The 19,665-nt window shown below is 54.4% G+C and carries 14 protein-coding genes and 1 tRNA gene; 12 read left to right on the top strand and 3 right to left on the bottom strand.

The window, feature by feature from the left end; translation table 11 throughout:
* Nucleotides 1-102: 102 nt before the first annotated feature.
* The gene (locus JAO32_RS00690) at nucleotides 103-1,104 is read right to left on the bottom strand and encodes a DUF481 domain-containing protein (protein WP_334236621.1); all 1,002 of its coding nucleotides are present in this window, start codon (nucleotides 1,102-1,104) and stop codon (nucleotides 103-105) included.
* Between the two features lie 442 nt (nucleotides 1,105-1,546).
* Between JAO32_RS00690 and JAO32_RS00685 the strand changes: the two genes are divergently transcribed.
* From JAO32_RS00685 to JAO32_RS00675, 3 genes are all read left to right on the top strand, one after another.
* Nucleotides 1,547-2,197, top strand: a complete 651-nt coding sequence (locus JAO32_RS00685; protein ID WP_334236620.1) for a response regulator transcription factor — start codon at nucleotides 1,547-1,549, stop codon at nucleotides 2,195-2,197.
* Nucleotides 2,198-2,425: 228 nt separating this feature from the next.
* Nucleotides 2,426-3,109: a lipid-binding SYLF domain-containing protein gene (locus JAO32_RS00680; RefSeq protein WP_334236619.1), complete on the top strand. Its 684-nt coding sequence runs from the start codon at nucleotides 2,426-2,428 to the stop codon at nucleotides 3,107-3,109.
* Nucleotides 3,110-3,264: 155 nt separating this feature from the next.
* Nucleotides 3,265-3,351, top strand: a tRNA-Leu gene (locus tag JAO32_RS00675).
* Between the two features lie 338 nt (nucleotides 3,352-3,689).
* On the opposite strand, the gene JAO32_RS00670 is transcribed toward JAO32_RS00675, so the two are convergent.
* Together JAO32_RS00670 and JAO32_RS00665 are read right to left on the bottom strand one after the other, a co-directional pair.
* Nucleotides 3,690-4,934, bottom strand: a complete 1,245-nt coding sequence (locus JAO32_RS00670) for a hypothetical protein (protein ID WP_334236618.1) — start codon at nucleotides 4,932-4,934, stop codon at nucleotides 3,690-3,692.
* Between the two features lie 79 nt (nucleotides 4,935-5,013).
* Nucleotides 5,014-6,024 carry a tyrosine-type recombinase/integrase gene (locus JAO32_RS00665; protein WP_334236617.1) on the bottom strand — a complete coding sequence of 337 codons (1,011 nt, stop codon included), beginning with the start codon at nucleotides 6,022-6,024 and terminating at the stop codon, nucleotides 5,014-5,016.
* 81 nt (nucleotides 6,025-6,105) lie between these two features.
* Between JAO32_RS00665 and JAO32_RS00660 the strand changes: the two genes are divergently transcribed.
* The 9 genes from JAO32_RS00660 (at nucleotide 6,106) to JAO32_RS00620 (ending at nucleotide 19,394) form a co-directional block, all read left to right on the top strand.
* Entirely contained in the window at nucleotides 6,106-8,286 is a 2,181-nt protein-coding gene (locus tag JAO32_RS00660) for a type I restriction-modification system subunit M (RefSeq protein WP_334236616.1), read from the top strand.
* Nucleotides 8,283-9,608, top strand: coding sequence for a restriction endonuclease subunit S (locus tag JAO32_RS00655; protein ID WP_334236615.1), 1,326 nt, complete (start codon nucleotides 8,283-8,285; stop codon nucleotides 9,606-9,608). The genes JAO32_RS00660 and JAO32_RS00655 overlap by 4 nt, the downstream gene beginning before the upstream one ends.
* Nucleotides 9,605-10,192, top strand: coding sequence for a hypothetical protein (locus JAO32_RS00650; protein WP_334236614.1), 588 nt, complete (start codon nucleotides 9,605-9,607; stop codon nucleotides 10,190-10,192). Before JAO32_RS00655 ends, JAO32_RS00650 begins: the two co-directional genes overlap by 4 nt.
* Before the next feature lie 9 nt (nucleotides 10,193-10,201).
* Complete coding sequence (locus JAO32_RS00645; protein ID WP_334236613.1) at nucleotides 10,202-13,294, top strand: type I restriction endonuclease subunit R; 3,093 nt, start codon at nucleotides 10,202-10,204, stop codon at nucleotides 13,292-13,294.
* Nucleotides 13,295-13,448: 154 nt separating this feature from the next.
* Nucleotides 13,449-14,456, top strand: coding sequence for a restriction endonuclease (locus tag JAO32_RS00640; protein ID WP_334236612.1), 1,008 nt, complete (start codon nucleotides 13,449-13,451; stop codon nucleotides 14,454-14,456).
* A 311-nt stretch (nucleotides 14,457-14,767) separates the two neighbouring features.
* Nucleotides 14,768-15,172: a plasmid mobilization protein gene (locus JAO32_RS00635; RefSeq protein WP_334236611.1), complete on the top strand. Its 405-nt coding sequence runs from the start codon at nucleotides 14,768-14,770 to the stop codon at nucleotides 15,170-15,172.
* A gap of 15 nt (nucleotides 15,173-15,187) precedes the next feature.
* Entirely contained in the window at nucleotides 15,188-16,036 is an 849-nt protein-coding gene (locus JAO32_RS00630; protein WP_334236610.1) for a hypothetical protein, read from the top strand.
* A 316-nt stretch (nucleotides 16,037-16,352) separates the two neighbouring features.
* Nucleotides 16,353-19,118, top strand: a complete 2,766-nt coding sequence (mobF, locus tag JAO32_RS00625) for a MobF family relaxase (RefSeq protein WP_334236609.1) — start codon at nucleotides 16,353-16,355, stop codon at nucleotides 19,116-19,118.
* A gap of 30 nt (nucleotides 19,119-19,148) precedes the next feature.
* Nucleotides 19,149-19,394: a helix-turn-helix domain-containing protein gene (locus JAO32_RS00620; RefSeq protein ID WP_334236608.1), complete on the top strand. Its 246-nt coding sequence runs from the start codon at nucleotides 19,149-19,151 to the stop codon at nucleotides 19,392-19,394.
* Nucleotides 19,395-19,665 lie beyond the last annotated feature (271 nt).

The following is a 19,665-nucleotide window of genomic DNA, read 5'->3' as shown; positions in this document are numbered from 1 at the left end:
AAGGCGGGGCTAATTTCTACCACTGCACCCCGTCAAGCTATCGGGGCACACCGTCGTATGCCACTGGCAGATTTGCCAGACCTCTCGGCAGCCTTCCGCTTCTCAGCGAAAAGACCATCCCACTGTCAGCGAAGTACCTAGATTGTTCGTAGGTGCTGATACCGTAGGACGGTTGTCATAGTTGTCATAGAAACTACCGCGGAAATAGAAGTCTTTGTAAAACTTCACATAGACATCCTGGTTCAACGTCATTCTCACGCGGCCTTCTTGCGTAAGGCTGGGATAGACCCACACCGTGGTATCAAAATCCACGGAATCAAAACGAAAGGTGGAATACTGCACAGCCAATGCAGTATCAACACTGTTGGACCGTGGTGTTGTTGCTTGTGAGGAGTCGTTTTCAACGGTGTAGGCAAAACCACCAATGAAGGTAAGGTCTGTCTTGTTGCTGATGATCGGACGCATTGCAAGCGCCGCTCCCAAAGACGTACGCAGGTTGATCTTCTGTGCTGAACTGGAGAGGAAGTTGGCGATGCCCCCCTCCGCCCAACGCGTTCGTCGCAGCTGCACGAAGTATTCCGCCTTGATGTCCGTTTCACGCGTGTTGCTCGTCTCCAACTGACTCGTGAACTGTGTACTTGCACTCACACCGATGACGCGCTTCATCGTCTGTGAAAACAGGTCGCCCTGCAGCGTCAGCTGCTTCTGGGAGTTCGACTGAGCGAAGTTCATGCCCAGATCAATGTCGCCGCGCCAACTGCGAAAGAACCTTGTATCGGTTTCTTGAATGCTTACAACCAGATGATGAGGTATGGATGCAGACGAGACACCTTCCACCAGAAGCATGGAATCGGTCGTGTCCTGGTGGATCGTCCCGCTAAACGTTTTTCCGTGGTTATCAACGACAACAAACGATTGCTTCGATTGGAGGGTTGCAATGCTCTTCCAATCCAAAATCACGGTCGAAGTTGCATTGGGCTGCTTGATGGTGAGCTGCCCTTTTTCAAGGGAGCGAATTTCGCAGGTGATCACGTCACCATTTTTCAGCGTAATCCTGTCGTTACTCTGCCTGTTGGAAGCAAAGGCAGATGTTGCCATCGCCATAATAATGAAGATGCTTAACCCAATGCGAAAAGAACGACAGATAGCACACAACTGTTTACCGGTCCTCAGCACGGCATAACGCATTGGCCCGCCGCTCCCGAGAACACTGATAACCACTGCTCCCCTCCTGCTGGATACGGCGATTCGATGCAACTCGCATACCATATGCGTGCAGCAACATCACATTGCAATTCCTCTTCAGTCACTACTGCCAGTTCTTACAGGTGCATATCCCTTCACGGATGCTATGCTCAGTGGTCAAGTAACAGGCAGTTCAAACATGGATACTGAAGAACGAGGCTCCCACTGGCATGGGTTCCTCGGTTTCTCTCCCTATACATGTGGCTATCTGAGATAAACAGTCCGCCTGATTTCCCCTGACGCGGTCATGCAGGCAAGAGCGAATGCGGAATGATTTCGAGGTGGGAGAAAGGGGTACACCGTGGATCGGCCTGGTGTTCTGATTGCGGACGACCATATCCTCATCGCAGAAGCTTTGCGAGCGCTTCTCGAGCCGGAGTACCACGTGTTGGATCTTGTCCATGATGGCAAGAGACTGCTGGCACGCGCCGTGGAATTGAAGCCGGAAGTAGTAATCCTTGACCTTGGCATGCCACTGTTAAATGGCATTGATGCCGGTCAACAACTGAAAAAACTGCTGCCGCGAACTAAGTTTGTTGTTGTCACCATGAACGAAGATCCGGATGTGGCCTCCGTTGCTCTGCACAGCTGGGCCTCGGGCTATCTTCTCAAGAAATCCGCAGGCACAGAGCTAAAGCGCGCACTGGGTTCCATCCTGCATGGAAGAACATATGTCACACCTTCCATCGCGCAGCCCCTCATGGATGAATTCATTCGCAATCCGAAGCCAACCAAAAATAAAGAGTTGACACCACGCCAACGCGAAGTACTGCAGCTTCTTGCCGAAGGACGTTCTATGAAAGAAGCTGCAGCTGTTCTCGATGTAGCAGTACGCACGATTGCATTTCACAAATACAAAATCATGGAAGAGTTTGGCCTGAAGAGTAACGCTGAATTAGTGCGGTTTGCCCTTCGTGAACGTCTGGTTGCGGAGGATCCACGCTTTTCTTGAATCACCGAAAACGAAGACGACTCGAACACCGATCCAACTTTCCAGCACGTTATCTCTATCTGTCAGAGACAACGTGCTGGAAAGTTTTATGGCTGCTCATTGGACCTGTTGATACGTTCCAGACATCCCACTGCATGTTTTGCCAGTATTGCTGCAGAGAAGTAGCCCGATAGTGTTTGAGCAAAAGAGAAGATCGCTTCCGAGGAAGCAAATGGAGAGAGCCAGTACATGAAAACATTTCGCGCACTACTGCTACTCATGCTTGGCACGGCGCTTCCCGCGTTTGCCCAAAACAAAATCGACGACCGCCTCGGCACCTCAGCCGAAGTGCTACGCCAGATGCTTGCACACGAAAATGCCATCCCAAAGACGTATCTGGACCGCGCTGTCTGCGTGCTGGTCTTCCCAGCCGTTAAGAAAGTGGGCGTGGGTATCGGCGTTACTTATGGCCGTGGTGTACTTGTCTGCCGGAGTGGTGTGGACATGAATCGTGCCTGGTCTGCTCCTGCCATGTACAAACTCGACGTAGGCAGCCTTGGCGTGCAGCTTGGCCGCTCAGAGACAGACTATGTCATCCTTCTTGAAAATAAGAAGAGCGCCCTCAAACTGCTTAGCGGCAAGTTGAAGCTGGGTGCCGATGCAACCGCAGTCGCCGGCCCGAGCGGCGCTAAGGCCGTAGGCGCCAACGACACGAACTTCGATGTCCTGACATATTCCCGCGCAAAGGGTGGCCTATTCGCCGGCGCGTCCCTCGGTAGCGCATCGATGGCCACCGACGACGATGCAAACAAAGCCGTCTATGGCAAGGACATCACAGCAACCGAAATCGTTCGCGAAGGCGGAGTAACCGTAACGCCAGCAGGCAAGCCCATCATCAAGGTCCTGACCACCGCGTCCCCCAGCAGCCGCTAATCCACAACACATGCAGCTCCATGAGACCGAGTTCGACTCGGCTTCATGGAGCTTTTCTTATTGCGCTGATACGGGTCTTGAACTCGTGCGCGTTTGCAGCACCGCTCCCTTTGATGCGATACTTGTGTTCTCGCCCACCAATCAAAGTAGCGAGCGCCGGGATGGCGGAACTGGCAGACGCAGCGGACTCAAAATCCGCCGAGGGCAACCTCGTGGGGGTTCGACCCCCCCTCCCGGCACCAAGATAATAAAAGACTTATAGGGAAAATGACCTCTCCGGCGCGAGAGGTCATTTTCATTGGTGGCTGTTCTGGTGGCTGTTCGTTTCTGCGAAGTGGCCGAATGGCTGTTTGTGAGCGCTATAGTCTGCAATGAATTGCAGAGAGTGACATTCCCCGGATTTTTGGAGCTTAGCCGAGGTCGGATCGGCGTCAAGGCCGCGCATGCGCGCGCCGCTTCGCGGTCGCAGAGCCTTGACTCCGACTCCTGAACCTCGGCAGATCATCTCGACATCCGGGGAATGTCATGACTCTACGGCCGAGAAGAGAGCTGCAAAACGGAGATGCTCCTTCAAACCCGTTTAGTCCAGCCCTTCAATGGCGAGTACGGTACCAGACGGGCCAATGGAGACCCTACCGGTGTCGTGCGTTCGTTGAAGATTGCCGAGTGTTTCTCTTCGCTCTCTGATCGCTGCACGAACCTCGCCTTGGACATGCGTCGCGGATTCGAGAACCTCGTGTTCAACGCCGATAAACAAGTTAAGATTTCCAATTCCGAGTTCTGGAAACAGCGGTACTCGATATCCGTCGAACCGAACTTCACCCACTTCCTTTATCGTCACAGGCCTGTTCTCCAGAACGTTTCTTGTGCGCGGTGCTATTTCGATGCGGGCCTCGACAGTTGCGGCTGATCTATACTGACCAGCCCAGTTAAGAAGTTGAGCTGATCTTGCATCGGTCGCCTTCTCTTCGAAATGCTCTGGATCGGGGATGAAGTAGATGTTTTCAGAAATCTTTTCAGATGTCGCCTTTGAGTCCTCTACTTTGATGCGTTTGTTGCGCTCTTCTTCAGTCTCGTCATCTTCGGGGTCCACAATGAACACTGTCGTATTGGTGGTTTGTAAAAGAGTAGCGACCACCAACCTTTCCACGGGTCGGCCTTGGAGCCCGAAACGAAGAGCCGGAACCTGTTCGAGGCCCCTTCTGATCTGGTCCATCGACACGCCTCTTTGCGTTTGACTTCCTTTGCATTCGACAACGTAATACGGAGCATCTGGGATATCCTGCCACATCAGATAGTCAGGTTGGAGTCGTCCTTGGCGGCGGATATTCTGATACCTCGTGCGATCGGCTAGGGCCACTGAGACGTCCACCCATGAATTGCTGTTGAAGAGCCTTTCCATAGCGAGACCAGCGAAGCCTACTCCAAATTCATCGGACATAAGTGTCTTTTGATGAAAATCCAGATCCTTGCATTCCTCGTTGATCCGGAATCGGCTAGGCGAAGTATTTGCAGTCGCTATTGCCCAAAAGTACCGCCGAGTCGCCCAACTAGCACTTAGTCGAGCCATGTTGGCCCACTGTGGAGTAGTCAACTCACCCGTCTTACGAAGCAAGTCAATTGCGCGAAACGTCATCAATGGCGTGTTAGCCAAGGCGGGAACAAGTTGGGCAGCTTTCGCACCTGAAGGGGGTTTCCCTGCATCGGCTAGGCTTTGTTCGCGTGCGGCGGCGAGCTGCCGTACCTTGGCGACGGTAGCCTGAGAGCTGTCGATCGAGACGGTGAAGTTCAAGCTTAAAACCTGCCTGAGACGTTGAATCGACATTGCGACTCCCTGTTAGTGGATTCCGGAAGTATAGGTCGAGAACTAGAATCTCAGGGGAATGTCACCAAGAGGCTAAGGCCTACTTCGCTCCAGACGCGATCCGCTCCACCACTGACAGCCGGTGTGCCGGCGACAGGTGGCTATACCGGGCCGACATCGTAATCGTCTTATGGCCCGCAGCTTCCTGAATCTCCTTGATACTCGCCCCTGCCATAGCAAGCCAGGAGCAGAACGTGTGGCGATTGCAATGCCAGACGTACTCGCTGATGCCAGCATCCACAAGGCAAGGCTGGAACCATGAACGGGTGTCGAAGCGGCCCTTGCTGCCTTCGCGAGGGAACACCGGATCAGAAGCATGTTGTCGTGGGCGCTTGAGTGATTCGAGAGCTGCAATGGCATCGGAGTTCAGATGGACAGAACGCGCCGAGCCGTTCTTTGTCTTCGTGAGCTCGATTGTCTTGCGATCAAGATGCACCTGGGACCAGGTGCAGGAGTATTGCTCGCTGAGCCGCATCCCGGTATGCACGCTTACAACGAACTCGGCTACGTGCTCCGGAAAGCGCTTCGAAATCACCGCATGTAGTCGGTCGAAGTCCTCGCGGGTCAAGAATCGCAGGCGGCCAGCACCTTCCTTGCGCTGGCGCACTAAGCGAGCAGGATTGATCGAGACTTTGCCGTTCCGGATGCCCTCGCGATAGCAAAGGGAGATGAAAGCTTTGTATCTGTTCGCCGTTGCCGCAGTCTTGCAGCGGGTGCGGAGCCAGCGCTCCAATTCCTGTGGAGTCAGTTCAGCGGCAGGGCGAGAGCCGAGCGCCCCGCGTACAATCTCACCCTTGCTTATGTATCCGCGCTGATCTTTGTGGTGGGCTGTGAACTCCAAAGCATCGTCAATGAGTTCACTCAGAATGAGGACCTTGGAGTTCCGCAGTTCTGGCAGCTTCCGTCCAGCCGCAGCGTCAGCCTTGCGCGTTTGGTATAGCTTGATGGCATCCGACTTGCGACCGACCTTCTCACGGTGACGCTTGCCCGCCGCATAGTAGTGAATCCACCAGATGCCGCTGTCGATTGGATGTTCGTATACTCCACGCATCGAATCCTCCCGCTGGCCTTCTCAGCGGATATAGAATATCAATACATCCGACAGAACAGCCATCGCAAGTAAGAGAGGCCAGTGCTTACCGAACGCCATAAAGAGATCGCCGGAAAAATCTGGGAAATCGCCAACCGTCTGCGTGGGCCATACCGTCCGCCGCAGTATCGGCTAGTTATGCTTCCCATGGTAGTGTTGCGCCGCTTGGACTGCGTCCTCGAACCAACCAAAGAAGCGGTCCTCAAGGAGCACAAACGGCTCTTGGCCGCCCGAACGCCCGAAAAGGCTCTACCGCGCCTGCTCACAAAGGTCGTCGATGCCGACCGCAAGCAGCCGCTCTACAACACCAGCGCCTACACCTTCCAGAAACTGTTGGACGATAGCGAGAATATCGCTCCCAACCTGGTCGCCTACATCAACGGATTCTCAGACACCGCCCGCCGCATCTTCGAGAAGTTCAAGTTCAGCGACCAGATCGAGAAGCTCGACAGCAGCAACCGCCTTTACTCCATCGTGCAGGCGATGGCGGGTGTCGACCTGCATCCAGATCGCATCGACAACATCCAGATGGGATACCTCTTCGAGTACCTCGTCATGCGCTTCAACGAGCAGGCTAACGAGGAGGCCGGAGACCACTTCACACCGCGAGAAGTCATTCGCCTGATGACTCACCTGGTCTACACCGGCGAAGAGGACGTGTACCGCTCGGGTATCTACCGCGAGATCTATGATCCCGCCTGCGGTACCGGCGGCATGTTGTCGGTCTCCGAGGAGACCATCCGCGCTGGTAACGCCTCCGCGAACCTCGGCCTGTACGGCCAGGAATACAACGACGAAAGCTGGGCCATCTGCTGCTCAGACATGCTCATCAAGGACGAGGAGACCGATCAGATTGTCCTGGGCGACACATTGGGCGACGGTAAGACCCGAGACGGCTTCTCCGGCAGGCAGTTCCACTACATGCTGGCCAATCCGCCTTTTGGTGTCGAGTGGAAGGATCAGCAGAAGGTCGTGGAAAAGGAAGCCGAGGAGCTCGGCTTCTCCGGCCGCTTCGGTGCGGGTCTACCCGCCATTAATGATGGCTCGCTGCTCTTCCTGCAACACATGATCTCGAAGATGAAGGCGTCTCCCGAACAAGGGGGCGAGGGGTCCAAGATCGCCATCATCTTCAACGGCTCTCCGCTCTTCAGCGGCGATGCAGGCTCGGGCCCATCCAACATCCGCCGATGGATCATTGAAAATGACTGGCTGGATGCCATCGTCGCCCTCCCCGATCAGCTCTTCTATAACACCGGCATCTTTACCTACGTGTGGCTCGTCACCAATCGTAAACCGCAGGAGCGGCGCGGTAAAGTGCAGCTCATCGATGGAACGCGCTTCTATCAGAAGATGAAGAAGAGCCTGAACAACAAACGCAATGAGCTGACCGATGGTCCCGGTGGTCACATTGCCCGGCTGACTGAACTCTACGGCAACTTCAAGGACGGCGAGCGCGAGACCGTGCAGATTGACGGCCAGCCTGAATCTAGGGTTGTCAGCCGCAACTTTGAGAATCGTGAGTTCGGCTTCCTCAAGGTCACGGTAGAGCGCCCGCTGCGGATGAACTTTGAGGGCACGGAAGAGCGCCTCGGATTGCTGGAGGAGCAGTCCGCCTTCGCGAACCTCGCTGTCTCAAAGAAGCGCAAGGACGCCAAGACCATCGCCGAGGAAGAAGCTGCGGGCCAGGCTCATCAGGATGCGATTCGCGCCGTCCTGCGCACACTCAGTCCCACGGGCCGCTATAAGGATCGTGCGCTCTTCCTCGAAGACCTGGAGGAGGCTGCGAAGGCGCGCAAGGTCAAACTTCCTGCGCCGGTTAAAAAAGCTATCCTGAACGCGCTGGGCGAGCGCGATCCGAAGGCGGAGATTTGCTACGACGCCGATGGCAATTGGGAGCCGGACAGCGAGCTGCGCGATACGGAGAACATCCCACTGCCCGCTGGCACCACGCTACCGCTGCCGATGCACTTCGGCCCTGACCAACGTAACGATGATCTTGTCGCGCTGATGACGCCGACGATCGACGAGTACATGCAGGCCGAGGTGCTGCCGCATGTGCCAGATGCGTGGGTGGACTACAGCAAGACCAAGGTGGGTTACGAGATTCCTATCAATCGTCACTTCTATGTGTACAAGCCGCCGCGGCCGCTGGCGGAGATTGAGAGCGATATCGGAAGTATTGAAGACGACATAGCCGGGCTACTCAGGGAGCTAGGTGCATGAGCTACATGGATGAGATAGCGCAAAAGCACTATGCGTCCCTTCCATCTGGGTGGTCGACCTCGCGCGTCAAATTCGTGGCGGACATTCAGACGAGCAATGTCGATAAGGTTGCGAGCCCGGATGAAATCCCTGTGCGTCTCTGCAACTATACGGACGTCTACTACCGTGACCGAATCACCGCTGACCTGCAGTTGATGGAGGGCACGGCTACCAAGACTGAAATAGAGAAGTTTAAGTTGCGTGCCGGGCAGGTACTGATCACCAAAGACAGCGAAAGTTGGGACGACATCGGCATTCCCGCATTGGTGGCCGAAGACATTCCCGATGCAGTATGCGGATACCATCTAGCGATCTTCACTCCGCAAACAGGAAGCCTTGACGGGGCTTACCTTGCTTGGCTGTGCCGAGCAGACTCACTAAATGACCAGTTCAAGCTATCAGCGAATGGCGTCACGCGCTTTGGGCTGGGGCAATATGCGATGAAGAATGCGGTGATAGCCGTTCCACCGCTCAAAACGCAGAGAAAAATCGCAGCATTCCTCGACGAAAAGACGGCGCAGATTGATGCCCTAATCGAAAAGAAGCAGCAGTTACTGGAGCGGCTGGCGGAGAAACGTCAGGCCATCATCACCCAGGCTGTCACCAAGGGACTCAATCCTTCCGCGCCCATGAAAGACAGCGGCATCGACTGGCTCGGTCAAATCCCCGCCTATTGGGAAGTTGCTGCTGTTGGTTATCGATATGAAGTACAGCTCGGTCGGATGTTGAATGCTGAACGCTCCGCTGGGGACCATCCGAAACCATATCTACGAGTATTCGATGTTCAGTGGGACACGATCAACGTCATTGATCTGCCGAAAATGGATTTTCCCCCTGAAGCTCAAACGCGCTATCGACTTGAGCCGGGTGATTTGCTTGTAAATGAGGGTGGTAGCTACGTTGGTCGTGCAGCAATCTGGCGCGGGGAACTAGAAGAGTGCTACTACCAAAAGGCGTTACACCGACTCCGCTCTTTCGACAAGAGTCAAGACACAGCTGAGTTCTTCTACTTTGTCATGGAAGCAGCTACAACAAATGCTGTATTCGTCGCTGGGGGCAATCAGACAACGATCGACCACCTCACTGCTGAACAGCTAAGGCATTACAGATTTCCCTTTCCACCCCTTGCCGAACAAGAGTTGATCTCGACGAACCTCCGTGAGCGTCTACGGACTATCTCGCGTATATCAAGCGACGTTGAGCTGTCAGTTGAGAAACAGAAGGAGTATCGTTCAGCCCTAATCACCGCCGCAGTCACGGGCCAGATCGAGGGACTTCAATGAGCCTCGATGCATCAAGCTACTTCGATCATCTTCGAGCGTACCTATCGGACGACTACATAGTTGACGAGGGTGCATCGGGAACTATCAGTCTCACTGAAAAATACTTTCGCGAAGGCTCAACAAGGAAAGTCACTCGCAAGCTCGCCCTACCCTTCGAAGGTAAGGCATTCGCGATCAAGCTCGATGGGCCCAAGGAACGGCTATTCCATTTTCTCGATGACAACGGACGCCCGTGGTCTAAACGCTGCGACTTTGTAGTTTTCCAGTGCTATCAACGCGCCATCAATGCCTATCTGTTCGAGTTCAAAACGAAGAGCCTCGACCCATCGTCTATCATCGAACAGCTAAAATCCGGGGTGCATTGGTGTGCCAGTCTCAAGAAGGTGGTAAGTCAATATACTGGCGATGATCGCGGAATCCGAATTCGTAAGTTTGTGCTAACCGAGAATGAAAACCCAGGTGCGTACTTGGATCAAGCTGGTAGGTATTTAGCCCGTGACCCTTCCATTCGTCACTACCATTACGATCAAATCGCGAAATTGACTCTTGATACGCTGGACAACGATTCGGTTAGAACGGTTTAGGGGAACATCATGCCTGGTCACACGGAAACCGATTTCGAGCGAGCCATCGAACACGGCCTCATCTCAGCAGACCGCTACCAGAAGCGTGCGCCGGAGGCTTTCGATCCAAAGGCAGCTTTGTTTCCTGATGATGTGATCGGCTTCATCCGTGACAGCCAACCCACTCGCTGGGCGCAGCTCGAAGCGATGTTGAAGGACCGCACCGCTCCGACAGTGATCGACAGTCTGACCAAGGAACTGGCCAGCAAGGGCACACTCGGCGTCCTTCGCCACGGCTTCAAGTGCTACGGTAAGGAATTCCGCCTCGCCTACTTCCAGCCCAACTCCAGCATGAACCCGGAGAGCGCCGCGCTGTACGCTGCGAACCGGCTGACCATCACACGCCAGGTTGCATTCACCTCCACCGTCCTCAAAAAGCCGGAAGGCACTCCCCGTCGCTGTATCCTCGACGTCGTGTTGAGCCTGAATGGGCTTCCTGTGGTCACGGTTGAACTGAAGAATCCGCTGACAGGTCAGCGCGCCGAAGACGCACGGCGGCAATACATGACCGACCGCGACGGACGCGACCCGATCTTTCGCTTCAAGGAACGAGCGCTTGTCCACTTCGCCGTCGATCCAGACGAGGCATGGATGACCACCGAGCTCAAAGGTGCGGAGACGCTCTTCCTGCCATTCAATCGCGGTCATAACTACGCCGCCGGCAACCCTCCTGTGGAGGACAACTGGAAGACACACTACCTGTGGGATGAGGTGCTGCGTGCGGATAGCCTGCTGGACATCCTGCAGCGCTTCATGCACCTGGACATCAGCGAGAGAACTGTGGACACCGCCCAGGGTAAGCGCACTGTCCGCCGGGAAGCGATGATCTTTCCGCGCTATCACCAGCTGGACGCCGTGCGCAAACTCACAACCCACGCGCGGGCGCACGGATCGGGGTGCAACTACCTTATTCAGCACTCGGCAGGATCGGGCAAGTCGAACAGCATTGCATGGCTCGCACACCGTTTGGCTGGTTTGCATGATGCCAATGACGCGAAGGTGTTTGACTCCGTCATCGTGATCACAGACCGGCGTGTGCTCGACCAGCAGCTACAGAACACCGTCTACCAATTCGAGCACAAGACCGGCGTCGTAGAAAAGATCGACGAGAATACGCAGCAGCTCGCGAAGGCAATCGCGGGGGGAACCCCGATCATCATCTCCACGATCCAGAAGTTCCCATTCATCAGCCAAGCCATCCGCACCCTGGAGAAGAAGGGCGAAGGCGTTGACCTGAACACCACGGGCAAACGCTTCGCGGTGATTGTGGATGAGGCCCACAGTTCGCAGTCCGGCGAGACGGTCGCGGCACTCAAAGGCATCCTGAACAAGGACGGGATCGCCGACGCTATCGCCGCGCAGCTCAGCGAAGAAGAGGACGATCAGCTGACCGACGAAGCGAGGGCAAATATTCGTCGGGAGATGATGGGTCGCGCGCGGCAGCCGAACCTTAGTTTCTTCGCCTTCACAGCAACCCCGAAGTTCAGGACGAAGGCTGTATTCGATGAGCCGGGACCGTCCGGGAGCTCACCGTTCCACGAGTACTCGATGCGTCAAGCCATTGAAGAGGGTTTCATCCTCGATGTGCTGAAGAACTACACCACGTACAAGCGCTTCTTCGGCCTCATAAAGCAGGTGGAGGATGATCCCGAAGTCCCCAAGCGTGCCGCAGCCAGTGCACTCGGTCGATTCCTGGAACTGCACCCGGTCAACATCGAGCAAATCGTTCAGGTGATCATCGAGCACTTCCGTTTGAAGGTGTTGCATGAGCTTGGCGGTCGCGCCAAAGCAATGGTAGTCACTTCGTCTCGTCTTTCTGCCGTAAAGTTCAAGAAAGCCTTCGACCGCTACATCCAGACGAAGGGATACACGGGCATTCGCGCGTTGGTGGCGTTTTCGGGCACCGTAGAAGATCCCGATCTCCCGGGAGCGACCTTTACTGAGGTCGGCATGAACGATGGTCTTCCGGAGCGGGAGCTTCCAGAACGTTTCGCCGGTGAAGACTATCGCGTGCTCATTGTGGCAGAGAAGTATCAGACGGGCTTTGATCAGCCTCTATTGCAGACGATGTATGTGGTGAAGCGTCTGGCGGGTGTTCAGGCCGTGCAAACACTCTCTCGACTGAATCGCATCGCACCGGGCAAGACGCAGACCTTTGTTTTGGACTTCAGAAACGAAGAGGCCGACATCTTCCAATCGTTCAAGCCGTACTACCAAGCGACCCTGATGGGAGAGAATGCCGATCCGCAAAAGCTGAATGAGCTTCACCACAAACTGCTTCAGTTCGCGATCTTCACGCCGCAGGACATTTTGGATTTTGCCCTAGTGTGGTTCAAGTCTCGTCGCGACCCAAGCGGCCAAGACCACAAACTCATGAATGCCGTTTTGGATCGCTGTGTACAACGATTCAAGGAACGTGAAGAGAAGGTGCAAGAAGAGTTTCGCGGCCTGCTGACCACGTTCCGGAACCTCTACGGCTTCCTCTCGCAAATCCTGCCCTATTTCGATGAACAGTTGGAACAGCTTTACGCTTTCATTCGTAGCCTTGGACCCAAGCTGCCGCAGCCAGGAGACGGAAGCCGCTTCACTCTTGATGACGATGTAGCGCTGAAGTTCTTCCGGTTGCAGCAGGTCAATGACGGAACAATCGACCTCACAAAGGGCGAAGCGGAACCGCTGAAAGGGCCAACCGACGTTGGCACGGCACGCGAGAAGGATGCTGAAGTGGCCCTCTCGACTCTCGTCGAGCAACTCAATGAGCGCTTCGGTACGGACTTCACACCTGCAGATCAGCTGTTCTTTGATCAAGTTCGCGCCACAGCGGAAACAAATGAAAAGATCGTAGAGGCCGCGAAGGCAAACAACCTCACCAATTTCTCTACGTATTTTGGCCGAATTCTCGACGACCTATTCATTCAACGAATGGAAGGCAACGATGAAATCTTCCAACGTGTCATGACAGACAAGCAGTTTCGGTCTATCGCTCAAGAACACCTTGCTGAAGAAGTTTTTCGACGCGTGCATCAGGAAGAATCTCCTCAAGATGCAGACAATGGATCATGATGCAATGCTCAGTGAATAGCGATGCGCTCGTCAGCCAAAAACGCTTCTAGTATTTCGCTGTTTAGCTGATTAGAAAGACTCTGGCGGGGAGCTCCGAGGTCGTCGCGTTCTGCCAGCAAGAGAGGGTAAACTGGCCCTGATTAGTAGGAGAGCTATGGCAGAACAGGTGTATTGGGGCATCCATATCGGCGCGGGCGGAGACTTTATGGCCCGCGAGCAGTCATACGTGGGAATAGGTTGGCAGGAAGTTGGTGACCTCCGCAAGTTAGCTCCCACACGTGATGCATTCAAAGCTGCTGTTGCTCAAATTCTTCCTGACAAGCCGCAGGGATACATCATCAATGCCGGCAGCCAATTGTTCCGGTTCATCCACGAGATGAAGGTCGGGGAGTGGGTGGTCTACCGTTCCAAAATCGACCGAAAATTCTATGTTGGTCGGATTGTGGAGGAGTACGATTTCCGGCCCGATCTGAGTGCAGAATATCCGAACGTCCACAAGGTGAAATGGGACGGTGTCGTAGCCCCGACTAGCGTCTCCGCAGGTGCGCGGAACGAACACGGCTCCGCTCTCACGCTGTATCAAATCAAGAACTATGGCGAAGAGTTCATTCTTGCCGTTCAAGGCGAAAATGTATTGTCCGACGAGCAAGACGAAGAGGAGACTGCAACCGTAGCCGCTGAGGCGGTTCAAAGCACGGAAGACTTCATTCTGGGTGAACTAGACAAACATCTGAAGGGTGCCCCGTTCGAGGAGTTCCTTAAAGATCTGCTCGGGACAATGGGCTACCGAACCGAAGGGGGTGGAAAGCCGGGGACAGACGGAGGCATCGATATTACGGCATATCGCGATGAGCTTCGTCTCATGCCACCTATAATCAGGGTGCAGGCGAAGAGTGGCCATGGACCGATTGGAAGACCAAAAGTTCAAGAGCATTTCGGCACACTGGGTCAAGGAGAATACGGACTCTTTGTCGCCCTCGGAGGGTTTCATCCTAACGCTATTGAATGGGCTAGATCGAGGAACAACCTGCGTATGATAGACGGCCCTGAGTTGGTTCAGCTCATCTTGGCTCATTATGAAGAACTGCATCCGCGTTATAAGGCGCTCCTCCCTCTGACGCGTGTGTACATCCCACAACCTGTACCAGAAACGGTCGGTTAGAGACGGTGAATGATCGTCTCACCGACTGCTCTTGTGCAGTCGGTGGCTCATCTCACTGAAGTCGCTGCTGCGCAGCGGAAGAAGATTGACACGTCATCCCCAAATGGGTGCTGTGGAGCGTCTTCAAAGCGGAATCCGCTAACTTCTTTATCTGGAATGGATTTGCTTTTCTCGTTCACGGGCGTAAACGTGATCTTCTATCGCTGTTGACCTGTGTAAAAGGGCCTTCTACGGACGTAGCAATAGAAACCACAGTAGCCAAGAACGCATCCAAGCGAAGACCAGAGAAGTCTCGATAGGCGGTACTGCTCATGTCCTCGCTCGATACGAAATCGCTGCCACCAGCAGCGTCAGCATCGGTATCTCCCGTTCCGAATGATGCCTCTCGCGTGAAATCCATCGCGACTCGGCTTACAGAAGCCGAGTTTGACGAGATCGAGGCGGCAGCTTTGAAGGCCGGGAAAAGGGTGTCGGAGTGGCTACGTGATACCGCTCTCGCCCATTCACGAGCCCCGCTAGAAGAGCAAACGGACACCCTTCTATTGGCAGAGATTATGGGGATGCGGGATCTCATATTGAACCTGTTTGCCCAGGCATCGAAGGGACCATTGAGTTCCGAAGACATGCGCAAGATATCCGCTTACGCCGACTCTATTAAGGAGCAAAAGGCGCGCGAATTCCTCTCCAAAAGACGGTCGCAAAGCATCGGCAAATAGAAGGGGGAAAGCACAGTGCAAAGATTTGGCTTTCGGCGAGTTTTTCCCTGGAGAACCGCGCTGCTTCTGGGGTCGATTCCAGCTCTTGCATTGGCGATGTTTCTAGTGTGGTTCCGATGGGAATTGCCGCCGCTTCAAGCTTACTATTTGGTGACCTATTGGGAGAGTTCTAAGAGTACTCAGCAGCCCGCAAGCACCACCCCAATCCAGTGGCTTTACAAGGCTGCTCCCGGTCGTCAGAGTGAACCGCTCATTGACCAGGATGTTGACTCGAATGGCTCGGGATTGGTTCCGATTGGACTCTCGTCTTCCGCCAGGCGAGCCGGCTGGACTCAACTGGTCGAGATGCCCGTCCAAAACTGGAACTCATCTGAGCTGGAGAGATTCCTAAAAGAATACTTCTACGGCAATCGAACCTTTCGGGAAGTGCTTTCCGAGCCGCTCTTCTTTCTCGTCGTCATTCCGTTCATTTTCCTCTTTGGAGTGATCCTGATGAAGAGGGAAATTGTCGAAGAATGGAGACAGCTTTATGCAGGCCCATTTGGAGACGACTTGATATTCGATATGCCTGTTCTTTGGAGGCACTGCAAAGAACAGGTGAACGACTGGAAAGGGCGTCTCATTGCCAACACAAAGACGAGTCTTTCAAGCCGTCGATCAGTGCCAAAAGAGCAGGCCATTATGTCTGCGAATGCGAAGTCCTATCGCGCTGAAGCTGGCACGCCTTTGAGATATGAGAAACAGGTTGTTCCAGCAGCCTCTCCTGTGAAGCCAACGCGCCGCTTAGTCTTCCCTGGAGCAGAAGCCATTCGGAACGGTGATGGGCCACCTAAACCGTGGCATGAGTCGCAGTGGATCGACTAGCTTTATCGAAGAGTTAAAGCACACCATTCCGCCCTCAATATCCTCTTACATCCAAGCCTCAAAGATACCTTGATTGACCTCATTTGTGTCTCTGCATTCGTGTGCTGATTCGTCTGTTATGCGATAGCGAATCGACTCACTAATACGCGACGAATCAGAGATGCAATCACTGTTTTATTCAATATCTATGCGGGTATTTGTAGCTAAGACGCTAAAAATATTTCTCAGAATTTCGTCCTATATTTCCACATTTCGGGTTACGCTATGCAGCAAGCAGTTGCGAGATGCTGCAGATCGTGTGTTGAGGTTTCTCTGCATGTTGACTCTCTCCAAAGCGCTGTCTGCTACACAGGCCCGCACATATCATGCGAGAGAGTTCGCATCCGAGAAGCAGAACTACTGGAGTCGTGATCGGCAGGGGCACAGTGAGTGGCAAGGGTCACTTGCTCATGAGTGGGGTTTGCAAGGCTCGGTTGCTGATAAACAATTTGCACTGCTTAGCGAAGGCCAGCATCCAGAGAGTGCTGCACAGCTCATCAAGCATCAACCAGCAAGAACCTACGAAAACGAGTACGGCAAGCAGATTACCAGCTCGGAGCATCGAGCAGGATGGGATGCAACGTTCTCTACACCGAAGTCCGTTTCTCTCACTGCACTCGTGGGTGGCGATGAGCGTGTACGGGAGGCGCATCGAGAGAGCGTTCGCGTAGCGCTGCATGAGTTGGAACGCTACACCCAAGCTCGCATTGGCAATGTTCATGCACCTGAGACAACAGGCAAGTTCATCGCAGCAACCTTCGAGCATGACACGGCGCGGCCTGTCGATGGGTATGCAGCGCCACAGCTTCACACCCACGCCGTGATCTTCAACATCACGGAGCGAGAGAGCGGTCAGACACGTGCGCTGCAGGAGCGCAGCCTCTTTCAGTCACAGCAGTACGCAACAAGTGTGTATCGTTCGGAACTTGCCATGCGTCTGCAACGATTGGGTTATGAGATCGAGCGTGGTCAGCATGGACAGCCAGAAATCAAGGGATACTCACAGGAGTATCTGGAAGCATCGAGTCCTCGGCGTGCGCAGATCAAAGAGCACCTGCATGAGATTGGGCGCGAAGGTGCAGGAGCTGCCCAGGTTGCGGCTCATCGCACCAGAGACAGCAAAGACCTGCTTTCGCGCGAAGAGGTGCTAGAGCGGCATCGCGAGCTTGCTGTGAAGTTCGGCAATCAACCGGATCAGGTCGTTGCTCAAGCGCGGGAGCATGGCCAGAAAGTCGAACAGCAGCACGAAAAGACGGCGCAGCAGTCAATGACTTACTCGCGCAACCATGTCTTCGAGAGGTCGGCTGTGCAGGATGAGCGCAGCATCTTGCAGGCAGCGATGGATCGCAGCATGGGCAAATCCACATATAGCGAGGTTCGCCAGGAGTTCGAGCAACGGGTACGTCATGGCGAGTTCCGCTTGGTTGAGCGCTCAGACGGGAGGGCTGCTCCTCGGTACACAACAGCCGAGATGATTCGTTTGGAGTGGGAGATAGTGGGCATTGTGAAGAAGAGCAATGAGAGCAGGTATGAGAGTTCCATGCTGGTGTCGCCGGTGCTGCGAATCCGTATCGAAGATTCGCATTCCGAATTGAGCAAATCTCAGCTTGCCGCAGTCGATGATATTTTTCTCAGCCGGGAGAAGGTTGTAGGGCTGGATGGTGTCGCAGGCGCAGGAAAGACAACGACCCTCGCTGTCATTCGCGAAGGCGTTGAAGCACAGGGCTACCATGTCGAAGGATTCGCACCTACAAGCCGAGCCGCTCATAAACTCGCTGAAGCGGGCATGACCACATCGACGCTTCAGCATCATTTAGCCAAGGGCGAACGACCCGATACGGGAGAGAAGCGCCTTTTCGTGCTGGATGAGTCTTCTCTTGCGTCCACACGGCAGATGCACGAGTTCCTTTCGCGTCTTCATCGGAATGATCGTGTGTTGCTCGTTGGCGATGTACGTCAGCATGAAGGTGTAGAGGCTGGCCGCCCTTTCGCACAGCTTCAAGAAGCCGGGATGCACACGGTGAAGCTGGATGAAATTCTGCGACAGCGTGACCCTGAATTGAAAGAGGCTGTCGAGATGTTGGCACACGGTCGTGTCGCAGCAGCAATCGAAAGTCTCGACATCCAGGGCCGCGTGCATGAAGTGATCGGACGTGAAGCGCGAATATCTGCGATAGCGCGGGAGTATGCAGCCTCTCCGGAAAACACGCTTGTCGTATCACCGGATAATCGCTCCCGTGCCGAGATCAACAGCGCGATTCATCGAGAGCTACAAGAGCAAGGCATTGTTGGCAAACGGGAACATGCGATGCAAGTGCTTGTCCCACGGCAGGATCTGACCGGCGCGGATCGCAGTTGGGCGCAGCGGTATCAGCCAAACGACGTACTGCACTATTCGCGGACATCGAAAGAAACTGGCATTGGGAAGGGAGAGTATGCCCGTGTTCTTGCCGTGGACGGTCAGGAGAATCTGCTTACAGTTCTATGCGGGAACGGGGAGCAGACGACCTACGATCCACGCCGTCAGATGGGCGTCTCCGTTTATCGAGTTGAAGAGAAGTCGTTTTCCATTGGTGATCGCATTCAGTTCACAGCACCGAATCAAGAACTGAAGATTGCCAATCGTGAGCTGGCCAGCATTGAGAACATCGGCGCGAACGGTTCGATGCACTTGAAACTTGATGGCGGACGCAATGTTGAAGTCGGGATGCGTGGCTTCCCGCACATCGACCACGGTTACGCTGTCACCAGTCATTCAAGCCAGGGACAGACCGCAGAGCGTGTGCTGATTCATGCGGATACCGAGCTAGGAGCTAAGGATTTGCTGAATCACCGCATGGCCTATGTCTCCATCTCGCGCGGGCAGTGGGACGCACAGATATTTACCAATGACCGCGAGAAACTGGCTCGGGCCTTGAGTCACGATGTTTCACACAAGAGCGCATTCCAGCCGGAACAGACGCTCTCGGCAGTGCCGCAGAAGATTGGCCCGTCACCAGAGCGTGTGTTGGAGCGCGGCATGGGATATGGATTGGGTTTGTGAGAACGACGAGACTTTTACTAAAAGGGGTTGATGATGCAGGCGATCAATAACGGATACAAGAAGCCACCGGCGCGAGTCGTCATTCCATCCGAGGCGAAACTACTGGTCAGTCGTGAAGAGGCAGCCCAGTTGCTATCGATCAGCCAGCGCGGTTTGGATTACCTGATAGCGAATCGGCGGCTGCCGACACGGAGAATCGGCGGAAGAGTTCTGATTCCCGTCGCTGACTTGCGGAAGTACGCGCGTGGTGATCATCCCGAACACATCGTTGCGTAGTGTTCCGAGCGAATTGTGGGGTGAAGTGTGCGGCGTAGCGGAAAGTGGATTGACCGAGTTGAATGGCACACAATACCTCCAAAAAAATTGAGGTATTGTGCTTATGGTTCCGTATGGTCAGGATGCGTCCATCGGCTGTTCTAGATTGCCATTGCCGAACGACAAGCGACTTCAGGACCAAGCAAGTCCGTAGACCATCCTACGGAAGGGGTAGGATGATTGATGTGGTGCTCTCAAGGGCACAAATGACTTGTAGGGGAACACAGAATAA

It is taken from the genome of Terriglobus sp. ADX1 (assembly GCF_036877645.1).
GTDB lineage: Bacteria > Acidobacteriota > Terriglobia > Terriglobales > Acidobacteriaceae > Terriglobus.
Note: the sequence above shows the minus strand (reverse complement) of the source record. Positions and strands in the feature narration are given on the sequence as shown.

What these genes read in the sequence shown, in the direction of transcription:
- JAO32_RS00690 (WP_334236621.1), bottom strand. Translation starts at nt 1,104, where the DNA reads ATGGCGATGGCAACATCTGCCTTTGCTTCCAACAGGCAGAGTAACGAC.
- JAO32_RS00680 (WP_334236619.1), top strand. Translation starts at nt 2,426, where the DNA reads ATGAAAACATTTCGCGCACTACTGCTACTCATGCTTGGCACGGCGCTT.
- JAO32_RS00670 (WP_334236618.1), bottom strand. Translation starts at nt 4,934, where the DNA reads ATGTCGATTCAACGTCTCAGGCAGGTTTTAAGCTTGAACTTCACCGTC.
- JAO32_RS00665 (WP_334236617.1), bottom strand. Translation starts at nt 6,024, where the DNA reads ATGCGTGGAGTATACGAACATCCAATCGACAGCGGCATCTGGTGGATT.
- JAO32_RS00655 (WP_334236615.1), top strand. Translation starts at nt 8,283, where the DNA reads ATGAGCTACATGGATGAGATAGCGCAAAAGCACTATGCGTCCCTTCCA.
- JAO32_RS00650 (WP_334236614.1), top strand. Translation starts at nt 9,605, where the DNA reads ATGAGCCTCGATGCATCAAGCTACTTCGATCATCTTCGAGCGTACCTA.
- JAO32_RS00645 (WP_334236613.1), top strand. Translation starts at nt 10,202, where the DNA reads ATGCCTGGTCACACGGAAACCGATTTCGAGCGAGCCATCGAACACGGC.
- JAO32_RS00640 (WP_334236612.1), top strand. Translation starts at nt 13,449, where the DNA reads ATGGCAGAACAGGTGTATTGGGGCATCCATATCGGCGCGGGCGGAGAC.
- JAO32_RS00635 (WP_334236611.1), top strand. Translation starts at nt 14,768, where the DNA reads ATGTCCTCGCTCGATACGAAATCGCTGCCACCAGCAGCGTCAGCATCG.
- mobF (WP_334236609.1), top strand. Translation starts at nt 16,353, where the DNA reads ATGTTGACTCTCTCCAAAGCGCTGTCTGCTACACAGGCCCGCACATAT.
- JAO32_RS00620 (WP_334236608.1), top strand. Translation starts at nt 19,149, where the DNA reads ATGATGCAGGCGATCAATAACGGATACAAGAAGCCACCGGCGCGAGTC.